General features: G+C 56.2%; 14 protein-coding genes. 8 read left to right on the top strand and 6 right to left on the bottom strand.

Annotated elements, in window-relative coordinates; genetic code table 11:
* The first annotated feature begins 97 nt into the window (after positions 1 to 97).
* From AC6I8R_RS14285 to AC6I8R_RS14275, 3 genes are all read left to right on the top strand, one after another.
* Positions 98 to 1,444 carry an HdeD family acid-resistance protein gene (locus AC6I8R_RS14285; RefSeq protein ID WP_415174155.1) on the top strand — a complete coding sequence of 449 codons (1,347 nt, stop codon included), beginning with the start codon at positions 98 to 100 and terminating at the stop codon, positions 1,442 to 1,444.
* Entirely contained in the window at positions 1,441 to 2,553 is a 1,113-nt protein-coding gene (locus AC6I8R_RS14280; RefSeq protein ID WP_497832502.1) for an MFS transporter, read from the top strand. Before AC6I8R_RS14285 ends, AC6I8R_RS14280 begins: the two co-directional genes overlap by 4 nt.
* Before the next feature lie 61 nt (positions 2,554 to 2,614).
* Positions 2,615 to 3,073, top strand: a complete 459-nt coding sequence (locus AC6I8R_RS14275) for a GNAT family N-acetyltransferase (RefSeq protein WP_497832501.1) — start codon at positions 2,615 to 2,617, stop codon at positions 3,071 to 3,073.
* 50 nt (positions 3,074 to 3,123) lie between these two features.
* Here the strand turns inward: AC6I8R_RS14275 and AC6I8R_RS14270 are convergent, their stop codons facing one another.
* Positions 3,124 to 4,782, bottom strand: coding sequence for a glucan biosynthesis protein D (locus AC6I8R_RS14270; protein WP_208723922.1), 1,659 nt, complete (start codon positions 4,780 to 4,782; stop codon positions 3,124 to 3,126).
* Positions 4,783 to 5,067: 285 nt separating this feature from the next.
* On the opposite strand from AC6I8R_RS14270, the gene elaB reads away from it, so the two are divergent.
* Both elaB and AC6I8R_RS14260 read left to right on the top strand, forming a co-directional pair.
* Entirely contained in the window at positions 5,068 to 5,376 is a 309-nt protein-coding gene (gene elaB, locus AC6I8R_RS14265) for a stress response protein ElaB (RefSeq protein WP_013509869.1), read from the top strand.
* 125 nt (positions 5,377 to 5,501) lie between these two features.
* The gene (locus AC6I8R_RS14260) at positions 5,502 to 6,698 is read left to right on the top strand and encodes a nicotinamide mononucleotide deamidase-related protein YfaY (protein ID WP_497832500.1); all 1,197 of its coding nucleotides are present in this window, start codon (positions 5,502 to 5,504) and stop codon (positions 6,696 to 6,698) included.
* A gap of 83 nt (positions 6,699 to 6,781) precedes the next feature.
* Here AC6I8R_RS14260 and yfaE read toward each other — a convergent pair whose 3' ends face one another.
* The 5 genes from yfaE to lsrR form a co-directional block, all read right to left on the bottom strand.
* Positions 6,782 to 7,042 (bottom strand): class I ribonucleotide reductase maintenance protein YfaE, encoded by a 261-nt coding sequence (yfaE, locus tag AC6I8R_RS14255; protein WP_021185061.1) that lies wholly within the window; start codon positions 7,040 to 7,042, stop codon positions 6,782 to 6,784.
* A gap of 2 nt (positions 7,043 to 7,044) precedes the next feature.
* Positions 7,045 to 8,175: a class Ia ribonucleoside-diphosphate reductase subunit beta gene (gene nrdB / locus AC6I8R_RS14250; RefSeq protein WP_021185060.1), complete on the bottom strand. Its 1,131-nt coding sequence runs from the start codon at positions 8,173 to 8,175 to the stop codon at positions 7,045 to 7,047.
* Positions 8,176 to 8,217: 42 nt separating this feature from the next.
* On the bottom strand, positions 8,218 to 10,503 hold the full coding sequence (nrdA, locus tag AC6I8R_RS14245) for a class 1a ribonucleoside-diphosphate reductase subunit alpha (protein ID WP_021185059.1): 2,286 nt from the start codon (positions 10,501 to 10,503) through the stop codon (positions 8,218 to 8,220).
* A gap of 480 nt (positions 10,504 to 10,983) precedes the next feature.
* Positions 10,984 to 12,561: an autoinducer-2 kinase gene (lsrK, locus tag AC6I8R_RS14240; protein WP_021185058.1), complete on the bottom strand. Its 1,578-nt coding sequence runs from the start codon at positions 12,559 to 12,561 to the stop codon at positions 10,984 to 10,986.
* A gap of 47 nt (positions 12,562 to 12,608) precedes the next feature.
* Positions 12,609 to 13,580 (bottom strand): transcriptional regulator LsrR, encoded by a 972-nt coding sequence (gene lsrR, locus AC6I8R_RS14235; RefSeq protein WP_497832499.1) that lies wholly within the window; start codon positions 13,578 to 13,580, stop codon positions 12,609 to 12,611.
* Positions 13,581 to 13,797: 217 nt separating this feature from the next.
* On the opposite strand from lsrR, the gene lsrA reads away from it, so the two are divergent.
* From lsrA to lsrD, 3 genes are read left to right on the top strand one after another with little or no spacing between them, the layout of a single operon-like run.
* Entirely contained in the window at positions 13,798 to 15,315 is a 1,518-nt protein-coding gene (lsrA, locus tag AC6I8R_RS14230) for an autoinducer 2 ABC transporter ATP-binding protein LsrA (RefSeq protein ID WP_415174161.1), read from the top strand.
* The gene (gene lsrC / locus AC6I8R_RS14225; protein WP_497832498.1) at positions 15,315 to 16,361 is read left to right on the top strand and encodes an autoinducer 2 ABC transporter permease LsrC; all 1,047 of its coding nucleotides are present in this window, start codon (positions 15,315 to 15,317) and stop codon (positions 16,359 to 16,361) included. Before lsrA ends, lsrC begins: the two co-directional genes overlap by 1 nt.
* Complete coding sequence (lsrD, locus tag AC6I8R_RS14220; protein WP_415174163.1) at positions 16,358 to 17,371, top strand: autoinducer 2 ABC transporter permease LsrD; 1,014 nt, start codon at positions 16,358 to 16,360, stop codon at positions 17,369 to 17,371. The genes lsrC and lsrD overlap by 4 nt, the downstream gene beginning before the upstream one ends.
* Positions 17,372 to 17,373 lie beyond the last annotated feature (2 nt).

The following is a 17,373-nucleotide window of genomic DNA, read 5'->3' as shown; positions in this document are numbered from 1 at the left end:
TCAGGCCTACGGGCCTGATTTTTTTTGCCCGCTATCTGACAATTTTGCCGCGTGTTGCTAGTTTTTAAGCAGTGTTCACTCGTCGCGCAGAGGCCTTGTGATCAAGTTGATATTTTTGCTCACCGGTGCTCAGGTGATCCGCAGACGCTGGTACTGGCTGGCTTTAGTGGGTTCAGCCTTGCTGATTTTGTCCGCATTAATCCTCTATGACATCAGTAGCGACGGCCTGCTTTCGGTGCCGCTGGATCTGCTGGCGATATTTTTTATCATCGAAGGTCTGGTACAGATGACGTTCGCGTTTATCCGCGAAATGCGTATTGACGGGCTGACCCTACTGAAAGCGCTGGGATTATGGTTTATCGGTTTTCTGATCCTCAATATTCCCCAGGACAACAATGATGTTTCGGCAGTGCTGTTTGGCATCGCGTTTATGGTCGATGGCCTGTTTCGTATTGCGGCTGCTGTGGTATTGCGTGGCTGGCGCTGGCGTAAGCAGTGCCTGACCGGGGTTGTCGAGTGGTTTATCAGTATTCTGATCCTCAGCGACTGGCCGTTTCATCATCACATCGCCGTGCCCCTATGTTTCGCGTTGCTGTTGCTGAGTATCGGCACCACGCTGCTACAAATGGCGCGACAGGCGAATTTGTTGACGGATAACAGCACCGTCACCACGCTACCGCTGTTTAAAGTCGGGGGATTGCGGCAATGGCACAGCAGCCAATACGTCCATCCGCCATTTCCCCACCGACCACCCGCTCAGCCATTAAAAGTCTACGTCTGGACCCCGTTGGGATCAGTCAGGCTGCGCGAGAGTTACCAGCTAATCAATCGTTATATTGCCGCCGTCGATCAACATGGCGTGATATCAACCGGCCATGCGGCGATGGAAGCGGGCGAGGATCTGTATATCAGCCACTATCCGCTGGATGATATTGATCGCGACAGCAGTAACTTCCGCGCGGTGCTGCGTTCCGGGGAACACAATGATGTAGCCGGACGTTTCCTTGCCTCCCTTACGCTGGAGGTCGCTGACTGGTGCGCCCCTGATAAACAAATTCTGTTTACCCATTATAATTTCAAGGCATTACATAATTTCTGGCACAGTTACCGCCTGGACAGTACCTACAACCTGACCGCGCGCAACTGTTCTTCTGCCGTGATTCAGGCATTAGATGTCGCGATTGAGGGCGTCCTCGCCAGAAAACCCTATGCCGGATTGCGACTGTTTAGCGATCCCAACTTTTGGTTATTGGGGGTCGTACGCGGCAGGGCGGAGGAGATGACCTGGACGCCTGGACTGGTGCTGGATTATGTCCGGTTGCTGCACCGTGTCATTGAGCCACAGCCCAGCTCGCTCTGGCCGGTTCGTCTGTGGCGTAGCCTGTGCTTACGCCATGCGTTATGGCAGCAAAAACGGACGCCATCGCGCAGTGTGATCAAATGACGCGAAACAGCGTAATGATCCTTGTCGCGATCACTATCTTTGGTCTGACTTATGGCTTAAGCGCACCACTGATTGCACTCAGGCTCTCGGCGGCTGGCTATAGTGAAACGCTGATTGGCATCAATGCGGCGATGCATGCGGCAGGCGTGCTGATTATCGCCCCTGCCTTGCCAGCACTTTGCCGCCGTTTTTCGCCGCAAGCATTGCTGATCACCGCACTGCTGGCCTCAATGCTGCTGTTAATCTTTTTTCCTTTGCTACCGATTGCCAGCAGCTTCTTGTTGCGGCTGCTGCTTGGTATGGCTTCCGAAGTGATTCTGGTGGTCACGGAAACCTGGCTCAATCAACAATGCGTGGAAAGCAATCGCGCGAAGATGCTGGCAACCTACACCGCGATGTTATCGGCAGGGTTTGCGCTCGGTCCTTTTATCTTGACCTTGCAGGGCAGCGGGGATGGCGCGTTTATTACCGGGGCCGCCTTGTCGGCCATTGCGGCGCTGGCGCTGCTCGGCAGCGGTAAACTGCGTTTCAGTGCGGAACAGGGGGTGTCACGGAGTTTCTCACGCTGGTTGCGATTGTTACCTCTGGCACTGTCGGCGACCATCCTCAACGCGGCTCTGGAAGCGGCTGGTATGAATCTGCTGGCACTTTACGCCATCAATCTTGGCTGGTCTGAAGCGCAGGCGACATCCTTGATCACCATTTTACTGGTCGGTGCGATCCTGTTGCAGTTGCCGATCGGTTGGCTGGCCGATCGTATGGATCGCCATCATCTGATTGTCTGGCTGGCTGCGTTGTCGACCCTGGGCGCGCTTGCCTGGCCGCTGGCACTGCAATCGTTGTGGCTTGCGCGTTTGCTGTTGTTCTGCTGGGGAGGGGTATTTGTCGGCATTTATACGGTGATCATCACGCTGGTGGGGCAGCGCTTTCAGGGTTCGGAACTGGCGGCAGCCTATGCGGTGCTGTCGGTGGCGTGGGGGATTGGTGCCTTTGTTGGCCCGGCATTGGGGGGATTAGCGATGTCAGTCACGCTGCATGGCCTGCCGTGGATGGCGGCGCTATTGTGCGCCTTCTTTACCGGTTTCGCCTTACAACAACGACGTTGTTGATTTATTTTTCGGCTTCATAAAACCTGCGCGATAAATCGCGCCGCTATGGAAGGAAATGATCATGGATATTAACTGGCTGGATATTCATCACCGCGATTTAACGGTGCCACAACTTTATGCGTTGCTGGCGTTGCGCAGTGAAGTCTTTGTAGTGGAACAAAATTGTCCCTATCTCGATGTCGATGGACAGGATCTGGTAGCGGAAAATCGCCATCTGCTGGGCATGCTGGGTGACGAATTGGTGGCGTATGCACGTATTTTATCGCCTGCCGATGCGCAAAGTCCGGTGAAGATTGGGCGGGTGATTGTTTCCAGTCGCGCCAGGGGAATCAATCTCGGCAATCGCTTAATGACGCAGGCTTTGCAGAGCTGCCAGCAGCACTGGCCGCAGCATTCGCCGTTCCTCTCAGCGCAGGCGCATCTGCAATCGTTCTATGCCGGGCATGGCTTTGTGGCGGTGAGTGATATCTATCTCGAAGACGATATCCCGCATATTGATATGTCGCGCACAACTTCGTAGCGGCGCGGTTTCCAAAAAATAATGGCGAGGTTCTCACCTCGCCATGTTTATCAGCCCGGCGTCATCTGCCGATCGTCAACGTATTTACGCTGATCCGGCGCTGGCGGGAAGTATTGATACAGCCAGGTTTCGCTCAGTGTCTCGTCTTTGGTACGCAGGAACAGACGCATATCCACCGGCTTGGTGGAATCGCTGTTGGGGTACCAGTCAAACAGGATGCGGTAGCCATCGATCGGCTCCACATACAAAATCTCGACCTGCTTGATGGTGCCCGCTGACACGGTAATCACCGGTTCGATCCCCTTCGGTGCAGCGGCTTTCAGGTCGCCCCCGACGAAATCGATGGCAAAGCGACGGCTCCACTGCTCCGGGAAGTGCTCGCCTGGCGCCCAACCTTCCGGGAAACCGCCAATGCCGGTACGGGTGGCATCCACACGCGCCAGACCGCTGCGTACCGGTGGCAGGCCGCTCCAGTAAAGTTTGTACTGGAAGTTGAACTCGCTACCGGCTTTCACCGGTTTTTCCGGTTGCCAGAAGCACACCACGTTATCCAGCGTTTCGCCGGTGGTGGGGATTTCCATCAGGTTGATGGCCCCTTTGCCCCATTTGCCAATCGGCTCAACCCACAGGCTTGGACGTTTGTCGTACCAGCCAATCACATCCTGATAATCCTTAAAGTCGTGATTGAGCTGCAACAGACCAAAACCGCGCGGGTTCTCATCCTGATAAGCGTTGAACTGCAAACGCTGCGGGTTGTTCAGCGGGCGGGCAATCCATTCACCGTTGCCGGTCCACATTGCCAGACGGTCAGAGTCGTGGATTTGCGGGTGGTAGGTGTTGCACATGCGGCGTTCGTTGGTGCCACAGCTAAACATACTGGTCATCGGCGCGATACCCAACTGACGGATATCATTGCGGGCAAACAGGTGGTTTTCCACCTCCATCACCACGCGTTTGGCTTCGCAGTGGATAGTGAATTTATAGGCACCGGTCACGCTGGCACCGTCCAGCAGGGCATACACCACAAAGGTGGTGTCTTCGGCTTTCGGGGTTTCAAACCAGAAGGCGGTGAAATCCGGGAATTCTTCATGACCGTTGCTGAAGGTGTTCACCGCTACGCCACGGGCGGACAGACCGTACTGGTAGGTTTCATCCACGGCGCGGAAGTAGCTGGCACCGAGGAAAGAGACGATATCGCGGCGCGCCAGTTCCGGTTTCTTAAAGGCGCGGAAACCGGCAAAGCCGAGATCGGTTTTGCCAACCAGTTGTTTGGTATCAACGTTGGCGTCGTTGTAGTTAAACAACTCCGGGCGGAAGTGGATTTCACGCGCTTCACGGCTGGCGGCATCCACGGAGAACATCTGGATACGGCGTTTAAAACCCATACCAACATGGAAGAATTGTACATCCAGTTCGCGGTTGGGGATGTTGTTCCACAGCGAATGGTTGGCGTCATACTGAATGGCGTTATAGGCCTGTGGCGTCAGATTGGCCAGGGTGTCCGGTAGCGGGCCTGGCGCGCCGCCCCAGGGTTGCTTCGCCAGTGCGGCAGCTTTCTTTTTCAGTACATCGAAATCGAAGCGAACCGCAGTACCGTCGGCAATGCCATCTGCGGCCCAGGCGGACTGTGCAAACAGCGTGGACAGACCCGTCATACCACTCAGGGCAGAGAGGGCCATGGACGCTTTCATAAACTTTCTACGATTCATGCCAGAAATCTAATCCTTAGCTGCTCGGGTTTAAGGTGACTGCCGTGCATCATGCACGCATTTCAGACCTGATAGCGTCAGGCTACAGGGGATTACGACAGTCGCCGAATGAAAAAATTCAGTCCGAAGAAATTTATCAGATAAATCATAGAAGCGAAGCAGATTTCATATCTTTACCCTTTGCCGACGAAACTCGGGCGATTCCTGGCCGTTGCTTGCCCCGAACGGGCGTTTAGTGACTATAGTTAACCGACAGGTAAGTTAAATACATGGAGGAACTACGTAATGTCATCCACCGATCAATTTGAAACTCGTCTTGATGATGATTTGGCTTTGCTGACCGAAACGCTGGAAGAGGTGCTGCGTTCGTCTGGCGATCCGGCCGATCAAAAATATATCGAACTGAAAAGCAAAGCGGAGCAGGCGCTGGAAGAGGTGAAGTCTCGCGTCAGCCAGGCGTCCGACAGTTACTACTATCGGGCAAAAAAAGCTGCTTACCGTGCCGATGAGTATGTGCACGACAAACCCTGGCAGGGCATTGGTATTGGTGCCGCCGCCGGTCTGTTCTTAGGATTGCTGCTGGCCCGCCGCTAATCATTATCGGGCGCGTACTCATCGCGCCCGTCCTCCCCCTGAAATACCCCAAACCGCATCGACAGCGATTGTGTTTCTCTCGCCCGCTTTCTACATTAAACCGACAGGGATAAAGGAGAATAAACGTGATACGAGTTGAAATGCTCTCGACGGGCGATGAAGTGTTACACGGGCAGATTGTCGATACCAACGCCGCCTGGCTGGCTGATGTGTTATTCCAGCATGGCTTACCCATGACCAGCCGCAGCACAGTAGGCGATGCACTGCCATCGCTGGTGGAGGCGCTACAGAGCCGCAGCCAGGTTGCTGATGTGCTGATTGTGAATGGTGGCCTCGGCCCGACCAGTGATGATCTCAGCGCGCTGGCGGCAGCAACCGCCAGCAACAGTCATTTGGTGCTGCATCAGGAGTGGCTGGAAAAGATGGAGGCCTGGTTTGCCGGTCGTGGGCGAGTCATGGCTCCGAGCAACCGTAAACAGGCGGAGATCCCCGCCAATGCGGAATTGATCGATAACCCGGTGGGCACCGCTTGTGGTTTCGCGCTGCAACTCAATTGCTGCTGGATATTCTTCACCCCGGGTGTACCTTCCGAGTTTAAGGTGATGGTGGAGCAGGAGATCCTGCCGCGTCTGAAAGCGCGTTTCGACCTACCCGAACCGCCCCTGTGCCTGCGTCTCACCACTTTCGGGCGCGGAGAAAGTGATATAGCGGCGGAACTGGAGCCGCTAGCCCTGCCGGAAGGCGTGGTGATGGGGTATCGCTCCTCAATGCCAATTATTGAAATTAAACTGACCGGCCCGGCCAGCCAGCGGGTGGCGATGGAGCAGGTGTGGCAGCAGGTCAAACTGCTGCTGGCGGAATGCACCATTTTTGAAGGCACAGAAGGATTACCGGCGTGGCTGGCGCAACAACTGGCGGCGCGTGAATTGACGTTGGCCGTGAGTGAATCCTATACCGCCGGATTGCTGCAATGGCAACTGGCATCAGCCGAGGTGCCGTTGCGTGCCGGTAATGTGTTGCCGGAACAGACGGAAAGCCTGGAGCAGCAGGTGCAACGTCTGCGTGAGTTCGCGGCTCAGCAGCAGGCTGAGGTTGGGCTGGCGGTCGGCACGCTACGCGAAGGAGAGGTGGCGATTTCATTGCACACCCCGGAGGCCAGCTGGGGCCAACTGGTGAAGTTCAACCACGGACGCCATAACCGCGAGATCCGCCAGAAAGTGGTGGCGATGATGGCTATGAATATGCTGCGCCGCTGGTTGCATGGCAGCGAAGTCAGCACCGGACACGGCTGGATTGATGTGCTGGAAACGGTGAGGCTCTAGCCAAAACAGGCTCGGTTGTAGCGGCGCGATTTATCGCGCGGCTTTTTCCGTCAGGCGCACGGATTGCGCGATAAAGCGCGCCGCTACAGCTCGATCTCAATCTCGCCGTTGGCTTTACAGCAGCAGGGCAGAAACTCGCCCTGCTGAATAAACGCCAGCGGTGTCTCGGCGTACTGCACTTCACCTTTCAGCAAACGCATACGGCAAGAACCACAGTAGCCTTCACGACACTGATACTCGACGCAGACATTATGCGCTTCGAGGGTTGCCAGCAGATTGGGATGATCTTCTGCGCACTCCAGTCGGGTGCCGGAGCTACGCAGAATAACAACGGAACGGCTCATACTTAGAGTTGGAAGTCGTTAAAGTCGTCTTCGCCCACTTCCGAGTCAATCTGGCCGACCAGATAGGAACTGACTTCAACTTCCTGCGGTGCCACCTGCACGTTGTCAGACACCAGCCAGCTGTTGATCCACGGAATCGGGTTCGAACGGGTCTGGAATGGCAGGTCAAGACCGACCGCCTGCATACGGATGTTGGTGATGTACTCGATGTACTGGCACAGAATGTCTTTGTTCAGGCCAATCATTGAACCGCCGCTGAACAGATATTCTGCCCACTCTTTTTCCTGTTCGGCTGCTTTCTTGAACAGGTCATAGCATTCGTCACGGCACTCGGCTGCAATCTCTTTCATCTCCGGATCATCTTCGCCGGTACGCATCAGGTTCAGCATATGCTGGGTGCCGGTCAGGTGCAGCGCTTCGTCACGGGCGATCAGACGGATGATTTTGGCGTTACCTTCCATCAGCTCACGCTCGGCAAAGGCAAACGAGCAGGCGAAGCTGACGTAGAAGCGAATTGCTTCCAGCGCGTTGACGCTCATCAGGCAGATGTAGAGTTGTTTCTTCAGCGAACGCAGGTCCACGGTCACGGTTTTACCCGCGACCTGATGGGTGCCTTCACCCAGCAGATGCCAGTAGTTGGTCATCTCAATCAGATCGTCGTAATACTTGGAGATATCCTGCGCACGGGCAAGGATCTGCTCGTTTGTGACGATATCGTCAAACACCAGCGCCGGATCGTTAACGATATTGCGGATGATGTGGGTATAGGAACGTGAGTGGATGGTTTCAGAGAACGCCCAGGTTTCCACCCAGGTTTCCAGCTCCGGGATGGAGATCAGCGGCAGCAGCGCCACGTTCGGGCTACGACCCTGGATCGAGTCCAGCAGCGTCTGATATTTCAGGTTGCTGATAAAAATGTGTTTTTCGTGATCCGGCAGCGCCTGATAGTCGATGCGATCGCGCGACACGTCCACTTCTTCCGGACGCCAGAAGAAGGAGAGCTGCTTCTCAATCAGCTTTTCAAAGATGTCATATTTCTGCTGATCGAAACGGGCAACGTTAACCGACTGACCGAAAAACATCGGCTCTTTCAGTTGGTCATTCTTGGTTTGTGAGAATGTGGTGTAAGCCATAGGGATGTCCAAATGTGGGCGGAGCCGCAGCTCCGCCTCTGATTAAATCTTACAAGCGCCGCTTTCGCAGCCGTCGTCCTGAATGGAGGGGGCCAGATCGTCCTGTGCATCCTCAGCACCGTCACGGGTGTTTTGGTAGTACAGGGTTTTCACGCCAAACTTGTAAGCGGTCAGCAGATCTTTCAGCAGCTGCTTCATCGGTACTTTGCCATTAGCAAAGCGGCTCGGATCGTAGTTGGTATTCGACGAAATCGCCTGGTCGATAAACTTCTGCATCACACCAACCAGTTGCAGGTAACCATCGTTAGACGGCATTTCCCACAGCAGTTCGTACTGATCTTTCAGACGCTCATACTCCGGCACCACCTGGCGCAGGATACCGTCTTTCGACGCTTTGATACTGATGTGGCCGCGCGGCGGCTCGATGCCATTGGTGGCGTTCGAAATCTGTGATGACGTCTCTGACGGCATCAGCGCCGACAACGTTGAGTTACGCAGACCGTGCGTTTTGATCGACTCACGCAGCGTTTCCCAGTCGAGGTGCAGCGGTTCGTTGCAGATGCTGTCGAGATCCTTTTTATAGGTATCGGTCGGCAGAATGCCCTGCGCATAAGTGGTTTCGTTGAACCACGGGCAGGCACCTTGTTCTTTCGCCAGCTCGTTCGACGCCTTCAGCAGATAGTACTGAATCGCTTCGAAGGTTTTATGCGTCAGGTTGTTGGCGCTGCCATCAGAGTAACGCACGCCGTTTTTCGCCAGATAGTAGGCGAAGTTAATCACGCCGATACCCAGGGTACGGCGGCCCATCGCACCGCGTTTCGCGGCCGGAATTGGGTAATCCTGATAGTCGAGCAGGGCATCCAGCGCACGTACCGCCAGAATCGCCAGCTCTTCCAGATCGTCGAGGCTATCAATCGCGCCGAGGTTGAACGCTGACAGCGTACACAGGGCGATTTCACCGTTTTCGTCGTTAACGTCGTCCAGCGGCTTGGTCGGCAGGGCGATCTCCAGGCACAGGTTAGACTGACGTACCGGCGCGATGGACGGATCAAACGGGCTGTGGGTGTTGCAGTGGTCAACGTTCTGGATGTAGATACGGCCAGTGGAGGCACGTTCCTGCATCATCAGCGAGAACAGATCAACCGCTTTGACACGCTGCTTACGAATGCTGTCGTCTTTTTCGTAGGTGGTGTACAGACGCTCGAACTGGTCCTGATCGGCGAAGAACGCGTCGTACAGGCCCGGTACGTCAGACGGGCTGAACAGGGTGATGTCTTCACCTTTCAGCAGGCGTTGATACATCAACTTGTTGATCTGCACGCCGTAGTCCATATGACGCACGCGGTTGCCTTCAACACCACGGTTGTTTTTCAGCACCAGCAGGCTTTCCACTTCCAGATGCCACATCGGGTAGAACAGGGTAGCGGCACCACCGCGCACACCGCCCTGCGAGCAGGACTTCACGGCGGTCTGGAAGTGTTTGTAGAACGGGATACAGCCGGTATGGAACGCTTCACCACCACGGATCGGGCTACCCAGCGCACGAATGCGACCGGCATTGATACCGATACCGGCGCGCTGCGAAACGTATTTCACAATCGCGCTGGAGGTGGCGTTAATGGAATCCAGGCTGTCGCCGCACTCGATCAGCACGCAAGAGCTGAACTGACGGGTCGGGGTACGCACGCCAGACATAATTGGCGTCGGCAGCGAGATTTTGAAGGTCGAGACTGCGTCATAGAAACGTTTGACGTAATCCATACGTGTATCACGCGGATAACCTGAGAACAGGCATGCTGCGACCAGAATGTACAGGAACTGCGCGCTTTCGTAGATTTCACCGCTAACGCGGTTCTGCGCCAGGTATTTACCTTCCAGCTGCTTGACGGCGGCATAGGAGAAGTTCATATCGCGCCAGTGGTCGATAAAACTGTCCATCTGCTCGAACTCTGCTTTGCTGTAGTCTTCCAGCAGATGGCGATCGTATTTGCCCATCTCGACCATTTTAACCACCTGATCGTAAAGCGCTGGCGGCTCAAACTGGCCGTAGGCTTTCTTACGCAGGTGGAAAATCGCCAGGCGTGCGGCAAGGTACTGATAATCCGGGGCATCGCGAGAAATAAGGTCTGCAGCGGCCTTGATGATGGTCTCATGAATATCTGAAGTTCGAATCCCATCATAGAACTGAATGTGGGAACGCAGCTCAACCTGTGACACTGAGACGTTGTTCAGACCTTCGGCTGCCCAGTCCAGTACCCGGTGAATTTTGTCGAGATCAATGCGCTCCTGGCGGCCATCGCGTTTAGTAACGAGCAGACTTTGGTTCATGTCGCGTTTTTACCTTTGCGTGAGTATCCAAAAATTAAAAGAAACCCCGGTTTATACACAGCATATTCATTGTGAATAATGTTGTGGATAAACACTACATCTAGGGGCTGAAGGGGGAAGTCATAACTACATGGAGGCATATTTTAGTATTTTAACGCGGGTTAACAAGAGGAAAAAATGATGTATCGAGGGGTTGTAATTTTTGCGAAATTTCTTAGGCCTTGTCTTATAAGGCCCGACCCCGTGTCAACCAAATTGGAGATTTTTTTCAGAACTTGATCGAGCGCGTATTTCTTATGCAATCCTCTCCGGCAAGCCAAATTTCTGGTGAAAAAATGGCAGCATAAGCTACGCGTAGTCGGACTTTTCTGGTTTTTCTTATGAAGTTTTTATGAAATTAAGATGCAGTTTTGTGCGATCAATCGCGCCGCTCCGACGTGTGCACCCATTCGTAGCGACGCGATTTATCGCGCACTTCTTTTACAACCCCGGCGCTTTCCACATCGAAGTCGTTAGCCCGTTATCCACTAACGCCAGCTGATCCGCATACACTTTCTGCCACACGGTCTTTTGCTGTTGATACAAAGCATGGTTAGTCGCATTGGGGGTAAACTCCCGCTCCCAGCGCACCAAATCACGCCCCGTCTCCGCCAGATTGGGGTACAGCCCGGCTCCCACCCCCGCCGCAATCGCACAGCCCAGCGCGGTGGCCTCTTTGACCTGGGGCACTTTTACCGTCAGGCCGGTGACATCGCTCAGGATTTGACTCCACAGCTTGCCTTTGGCACCCCCACCAGCAAACACCAAATGCGGCGCACGTACGCCTGAAAAGGCAGCTACCTGGTCGAGGTTACAGGCTGAGACAATGGCGGCATTCTCTTCTAACGCGCGGAACAGGGTTTGTTTATTACAACGTTCAGGGTCAATAGAAAGGTTAATAAACGAGGGGGCGGCGTGATACCACTTGTTGAAGTGCATGGCGTCGGAGAACACCGGCATCACTCCCCAGGCACCTGCCGGAACGCGCGCCGCCATCTCTTCCAGCAGGCTGTAACAATCGACACCCAACCGCTCTGCCAGCAATTTTTCTTCGCTACAAAAAGCATCGCGAAACCAGCGCATGGTCAGTCCGGTAAAAAAGCTGATGGCTTCAGCCTGCGCCATCCCCGGAATGACGTGGGGGTTGATGCGAATATTCATCGCCGGATCGACCTGTGGCTGTGGCAGGTTCACCACCTGTTGCCAGAATGTGCCGCCCAGCACCGCAGTTTCTCCGGCGTTGACGACACCCAGCCCCAACGTACCGAGCTGGACATCACCGCCACCCACGGCGACGACCGTCCCTTGCCGCAGCCCACACGCCTCGGCTGCTTCGGCGGTGATCGCTCCGATCGGTGTGCCAGTCTCCGCTACCGGTGACAGGAGATCGCCGCGCAGACCCGCCATCTCAAGCAGATCGGGACGCCAGTTGCGGGTGTATAAATCGAGCAAACCGGTGGTACCGGCATTGGAAGGATCAACGGCCAGTTCGCCGCTCAGGCATTTCGCCAGCCAGTCGCTGATCATCGTCAGCGTGGAAGCCTGACGATAAATATCCGGTCGATGGTGCGCCAGCCACAGCAAACGCGGCATCGCGCCAAGCGCCAATGTCTGCCCGGAACATTGGTAGATCTCCCGCTCAAACTCGCCGTGATGGATCTCTTTCAGTTCGCTGACTTCGCGACTGGCACGGGCATCGACGTTGGCACAGGCCCAGATGGCGTCACCGGCCTTGTTATACAGCACGATACCTTCACGCATTGAGCAACAGGCCACGCCACGAATCGCGCTGGCAGGCAGTTGCGCCTGGTGCAGCGCCTGGCGAATGCACTGGCAGGCGAGCTGCCAGTTCTTTGCCAGATCAAACTCCATCGATCCGGGCACATCGGGCAAGGCAAGGTGCTGCCATTCCGCTTGTGCGACGGCAACCTGCTCGCCTTGCAGGTTAAAAATCACGGCTCGAATGCTGCCGGTACCGGCGTCGAGCGCCATTAAATGCGGGGCGTGGGATATCGTCATCTCAGTAACTCCTGCAAAAATCTGACCGGATCGACCCCGCCGCAGGGCTACGACAATAACGCCAACATCGCGCGGGCTGTTCCCTCTTCAGTCACCAGAGCATTAATGCGTTTGCCTTTCAGCGCGGCAATAATCGCTTCGGCTTTCTCTGCACCACCGGCCACTCCGACCACGGTGGGGATCGTCGCCAGCTCGTCAGGGCTAACGGCAATCAATTCATCATGGATGGGCATCGCTTCAGCCAGTTGCCCGTCATGACACATAAAGTAGCCGAGGATGTCGCCCACCGCGCCTTTACGGCCATACATCAATTGCTCACCTTCGCTGATATACCCCGAGCGCAAAATTGTCGCCTGCTGACGTTGACCGATCGCCCCGATACCGACGATCGCCACATCAGCGGCACAGGCGGTCAGCATTACGTCCTGCACGCTGCGCTCGTGGCGCAGAATTTGTGCAACGCTGGCACTGGAAGCGCGCAGCGGCGCGGGGATAATGCTGATGCCGCACGCCGGATCTAACTGACCAATCCCGGTCATATACGGCCCCACGCCGCCGGACAGCGTCACCATGCGGATCTGCTGCGAGGCGATAAAGCCGCTCAGATGTTGCAGCGTGTTCATGCTGGTTTCGCCAAATCCCACCGCCAGCAGTTGCTGCGGCTGGAGTAGCGACATCAGCATTTGTGCCGCCCCCACGCCCAGACGCTGACTGAGGTTGGGGCTATCGAGCTGCGGCAGCACCCGGGCCTGCTTAAGGTTAAATCGCTCAAACAGCGCATGTTCCAGCGCCAGACAGCCCTCAAAACGGGAGTTGATCTGGACGCGGATCACGCCCGACTGACGGCCTTTTTCCAGCAGGCGCGACACTTTCAGGCGCGTCAAACCGAGCCGCTCACCAATTTCGTTCTGTGTCAGTCCGTCGTGGTAATAGAACCAGGCGGTACGCGCCAGTAGCTCTTCTTCACTCATACTGTGTTCCACAGTCAGACCCGTTGCCGGGTTAAGATCGCTTTTCATGATGAACACTTTATAAAAAGTAAATCAATTGTTCGTTCGGAGTCGTAAAGAAAATGTGACCTTGCTGGCAGTTCGCTCAACAAGTCAGCCACAATCATACGCGCCATCATGGCGAAATAACAATCTGTGACCGCTGCGAGAGTTTTATCGAAAAAGCTTATCCAGGATTGTGAACATAATGTGTTTTAAAAATCATTTGTTCGTAACGGGAGTCGTGATGGGGCAGAGCAGCCTGCTGTTGCAAATCACCGGAGTGAGTAAGGCCTTCTCCGGCGTGCCGGTATTGCGGGGCATCGATTTTCAACTGCATGCAGGGCAAATCCATGCGCTGCTGGGGGGGAATGGCGCAGGCAAATCAACGCTGATGAAGATCATCGCCGGAATTGAACAGCCGGATAGCGGCACGATCCTGCTCGCCGGGCAGACTCTTCCCCTGATGACCCCTGCCAAAGCGCATCAACGCGGCATTTATCTGGTGCCGCAAGAGCCGTTGCTGTTTCCCAGTCTGACGGTGCGGGAAAACATCCTGTTTCGCCTGCCGCGTGCGCAGGCCGATCAGCAGAAACTGCAACGTTTACTCGATCAGATGGGCAGCACGCTGCCGCTGGATGCGCAGGCTGGCTCCCTGGCCGTGGCTGACCAGCAGCAGGTCGAGATTTTGCGTGGTCTGATGCGTGACGCCCGGGTGGTGATCTTCGATGAACCCACCGCCTCACTCACGCCGGTAGAAACCGATCGGTTGTTTCGTTTGATCCGCCAGCTCGCCACGCAAGGCGTTGGCGTGGTGTTTATTTCCCACAAGCTGCCGGAAATCCGCGCGCTGGCACATCAGGTTAGCGTAATGCGCGATGGTTGCGTGGTGCTGCACAACAACATTGACGTCCTTAATGATGACGCGCTGGTGGCCGCGATGATGCCACCAGAACGACAGCCGCCGCTCAGCGCGGAACAGCAACTGTGGTTGCAGGCAGGTAATTCGCCATCGGGCCGCAAAGGTGAGGTGTTGTTGCAGGTGGAGGCTTTGAGCGGTGAAGGCTTCCGCGAGATCTCTCTCCAGGTGAAGGCGGGAGAAATCCTCGGGCTGGCAGGCATTGTCGGTGCCGGACGCACCGAGCTGGCGGAAACCCTGTATGGCTTGCGTCCGGCCAGCAGTGGATCGGCGCATTTGCAGCAACAATCGCTGCTGGCAATGTCGCCGGCGCAACGGCTGCGCGCCGGGCTGGTTTACCTGCCCGAAGATCGGCAAACCTCCGGCCTCTACCCGGATGCTCCGCTGGCGTGGAACGTTACCGCGTTAACCCTGCCGCGCCGTAACTGGTGGCTGCGACCTGCGCAGGAGAGGGCGGTACTGACGCGTTACCAGCGAGCGCTGGGCATCAAATTTAGCCGCTGTGACCAACTGGCGCGCACCCTGTCCGGCGGCAATCAGCAGAAGCTGCTGCTGGCAAATTGCCTGGAAGCGATGCCAAAAGTCCTGATCGTCGATGAACCGACGCGCGGGGTGGATGTGGCGGCCCGCGCTGACATTTATCAGTTGCTGCGCTCGGTAGTGGCGCAGCAGATTGGTTTGATCATCATCTCCTCGGATCTGGATGAAGTGGCGCAACTGGCGGATCGCGTGGTGGTGATGCATCACGGCGAGTGGGTCGGCGAATTAACGCAGTCGGCGGTCAGCGCTGAAAATATTATCCAGATGGCCTGGGGACGCCACGCTCAGGCGGCAGGAGAACATTGATGCTGAAATATCTGCAAACCCACCGTGAACTGAGCACGTTGTTGGCGACCCTGCTGTTGTTTCTGCTGCCGTGGTTGCTGGATCGGCAAATTGCCAGTCTGCAACTGGTGGGGATGATTTTTGGCAGTGCGCAGATCGCCATCCTGTTGGCGATGGGGGCGACGCTGGTCCTGCTGACGCGCAACATCGACGTCTCCAGTGGTTCCACTATGGGGTTGTGCGCGGCGGTGCTGGGCATCCTGCTGAATCAGGGGATGGCGTTGCCGCTGGCCTGCTTACTGACGCTGGCCAGCGGTATGCTGGCCGGGTTGTTTAACGGCGTGCTGGTGGTTGGGTTGCGCATCCCGGCAATTGTCGCCACGCTCGGTACCCTCGGGTTGTACCGTGGCCTGATGTTGCTCCTGACCGGCGGGAAATGGATTGAAGGGCTGCCCGAGCAATTGAAAACCCTGGCCGTACCGCTGTTTGGCGGCCTGTCCCCGTTGGGGATCATGGTGCTGCTGATTGCCGTGGTGATGATGGTATTCCTCGCCCGCAGCGCGGCAGGTCGTAACTTTTACGCTACTGGCGATAACCTGCAAGGGGCGCGTCAGTTAGGCGTACCGGTGCATCAGGTTCGCCTGCTGGCGTTTACCGTCAACGGGGCGATGGCGGCGCTGGCCGGGATGGTGTTTGCCGCACAAATTGGCTTTGTACCCAATCAAACCGGCACCGGCATGGAGATGAAAGCGATTGCCGCCTGCGTGCTCGGTGGCGTAAGCCTGCTGGGAGGTTCCGGCACCTTGTTGGGAGCGGTACTTGGCGCGTGGTTCCTGACGCAAATCGACAGCGTGCTGGTGTTGCTCAGGCTGCCCGCCTGGTGGAACGATTTTATCTCTGGCCTGGTGTTGTTGCTGGTGCTGGTGATTGATGGGCGTTTACGTCAGGCGCTGGCGCGCCGTTTACATCGTCAGCGCTATGCGCGTTTTTTAACGCCCCCGGTGCGAAAAAAAAGCGCAGCTAAAGCCACATCGACATCGGCGACGCGCCGGGGAGCGACGGAATGAAACGCTATCTGAACTGGGAAGGGGCGCTGGCGCTGCTGTTGGTTCTGGAGATTTTTCTGTTCGGCTGGGCCAACCCCCGGATGTTGAATATCGACACCTTACTGTTCAGCACCAGCGATTTTATCACCGTCGGCATTGTGGCGTTGCCGCTGACGCTGGTGATTGTCAGTGGGGGTATCGATATCTCCTTTGCGGCGGTCACCGGCTTGTGTGCCATCGCCCTCGGCATCATGTTGCAGAGTCACTGGCCGTTGCCTGTCGCCTTGTTGTGCACGTTGCTGCTCGGCAGCCTGTGTGGATGGCTCAACGGTGCCCTGATTCTGTGGACCGGCGTCAACCCGCTGGTGATTACCCTTGGCACCCTTTATCTCTACGGCGGCGGCGCGTTGCTGCTCTCTGGTCTGGTCGGGGCGACCGGTTTTGAAGGCATCGGAGACTTTCCGGCGACCTTTACCGATTTAGCCAATCTCACCCCGCTCGGTATCCCCATGCCCTTGCTGATATTTACGCTGTTGTGTCTGGTGTTTTGGTTGCTGATGCATCGCACCCGTACCGGGCGTTATGTGTTTTTGCTGGGGCAGAACCTGCGTGCGGCACGGTACGGCGCGCTGCCGGTGAATCGCACCTTGTTGCTGCTCTACAGCCTGGTTGGCCTGGCATCCGCCATCGCGGCGGCGGTGATGAGTGCCTATTTTGGCTCGGCGCGTGCCGATCTCGGCGCCCCCTTGTTGATGCCTGCTATCACCGCGGTGGTGCTGGGCGGGGCAAATATTTACGGCGGAGCAGGTTCGGTGCTGGGCACCGCATTGGCGACGCTGGTGATTGGTTTTTTGCAGCAGGGCTTGCAAATGGTGGGAGTGTCGAGTCAGGTCAGCAGTGCGCTTGCGGGTGCCTTGTTGATTCTTGCGGTGATCGGACGCTCCTGGAGCCTGAATCCAGGCATTGTGCGCCAGCTTAGCCGGCGCTTGCGTGCACGCTTCACGCGGGAACGCACATCTTACCAGGAGTAAAA

This window comes from Pantoea sp. X-Soil-OKNW-713, from assembly GCF_059730685.1.
The sequence above is the reverse complement of the archived record's forward strand: the minus strand, read 5'-3'. Positions and strand labels throughout refer to the sequence as shown.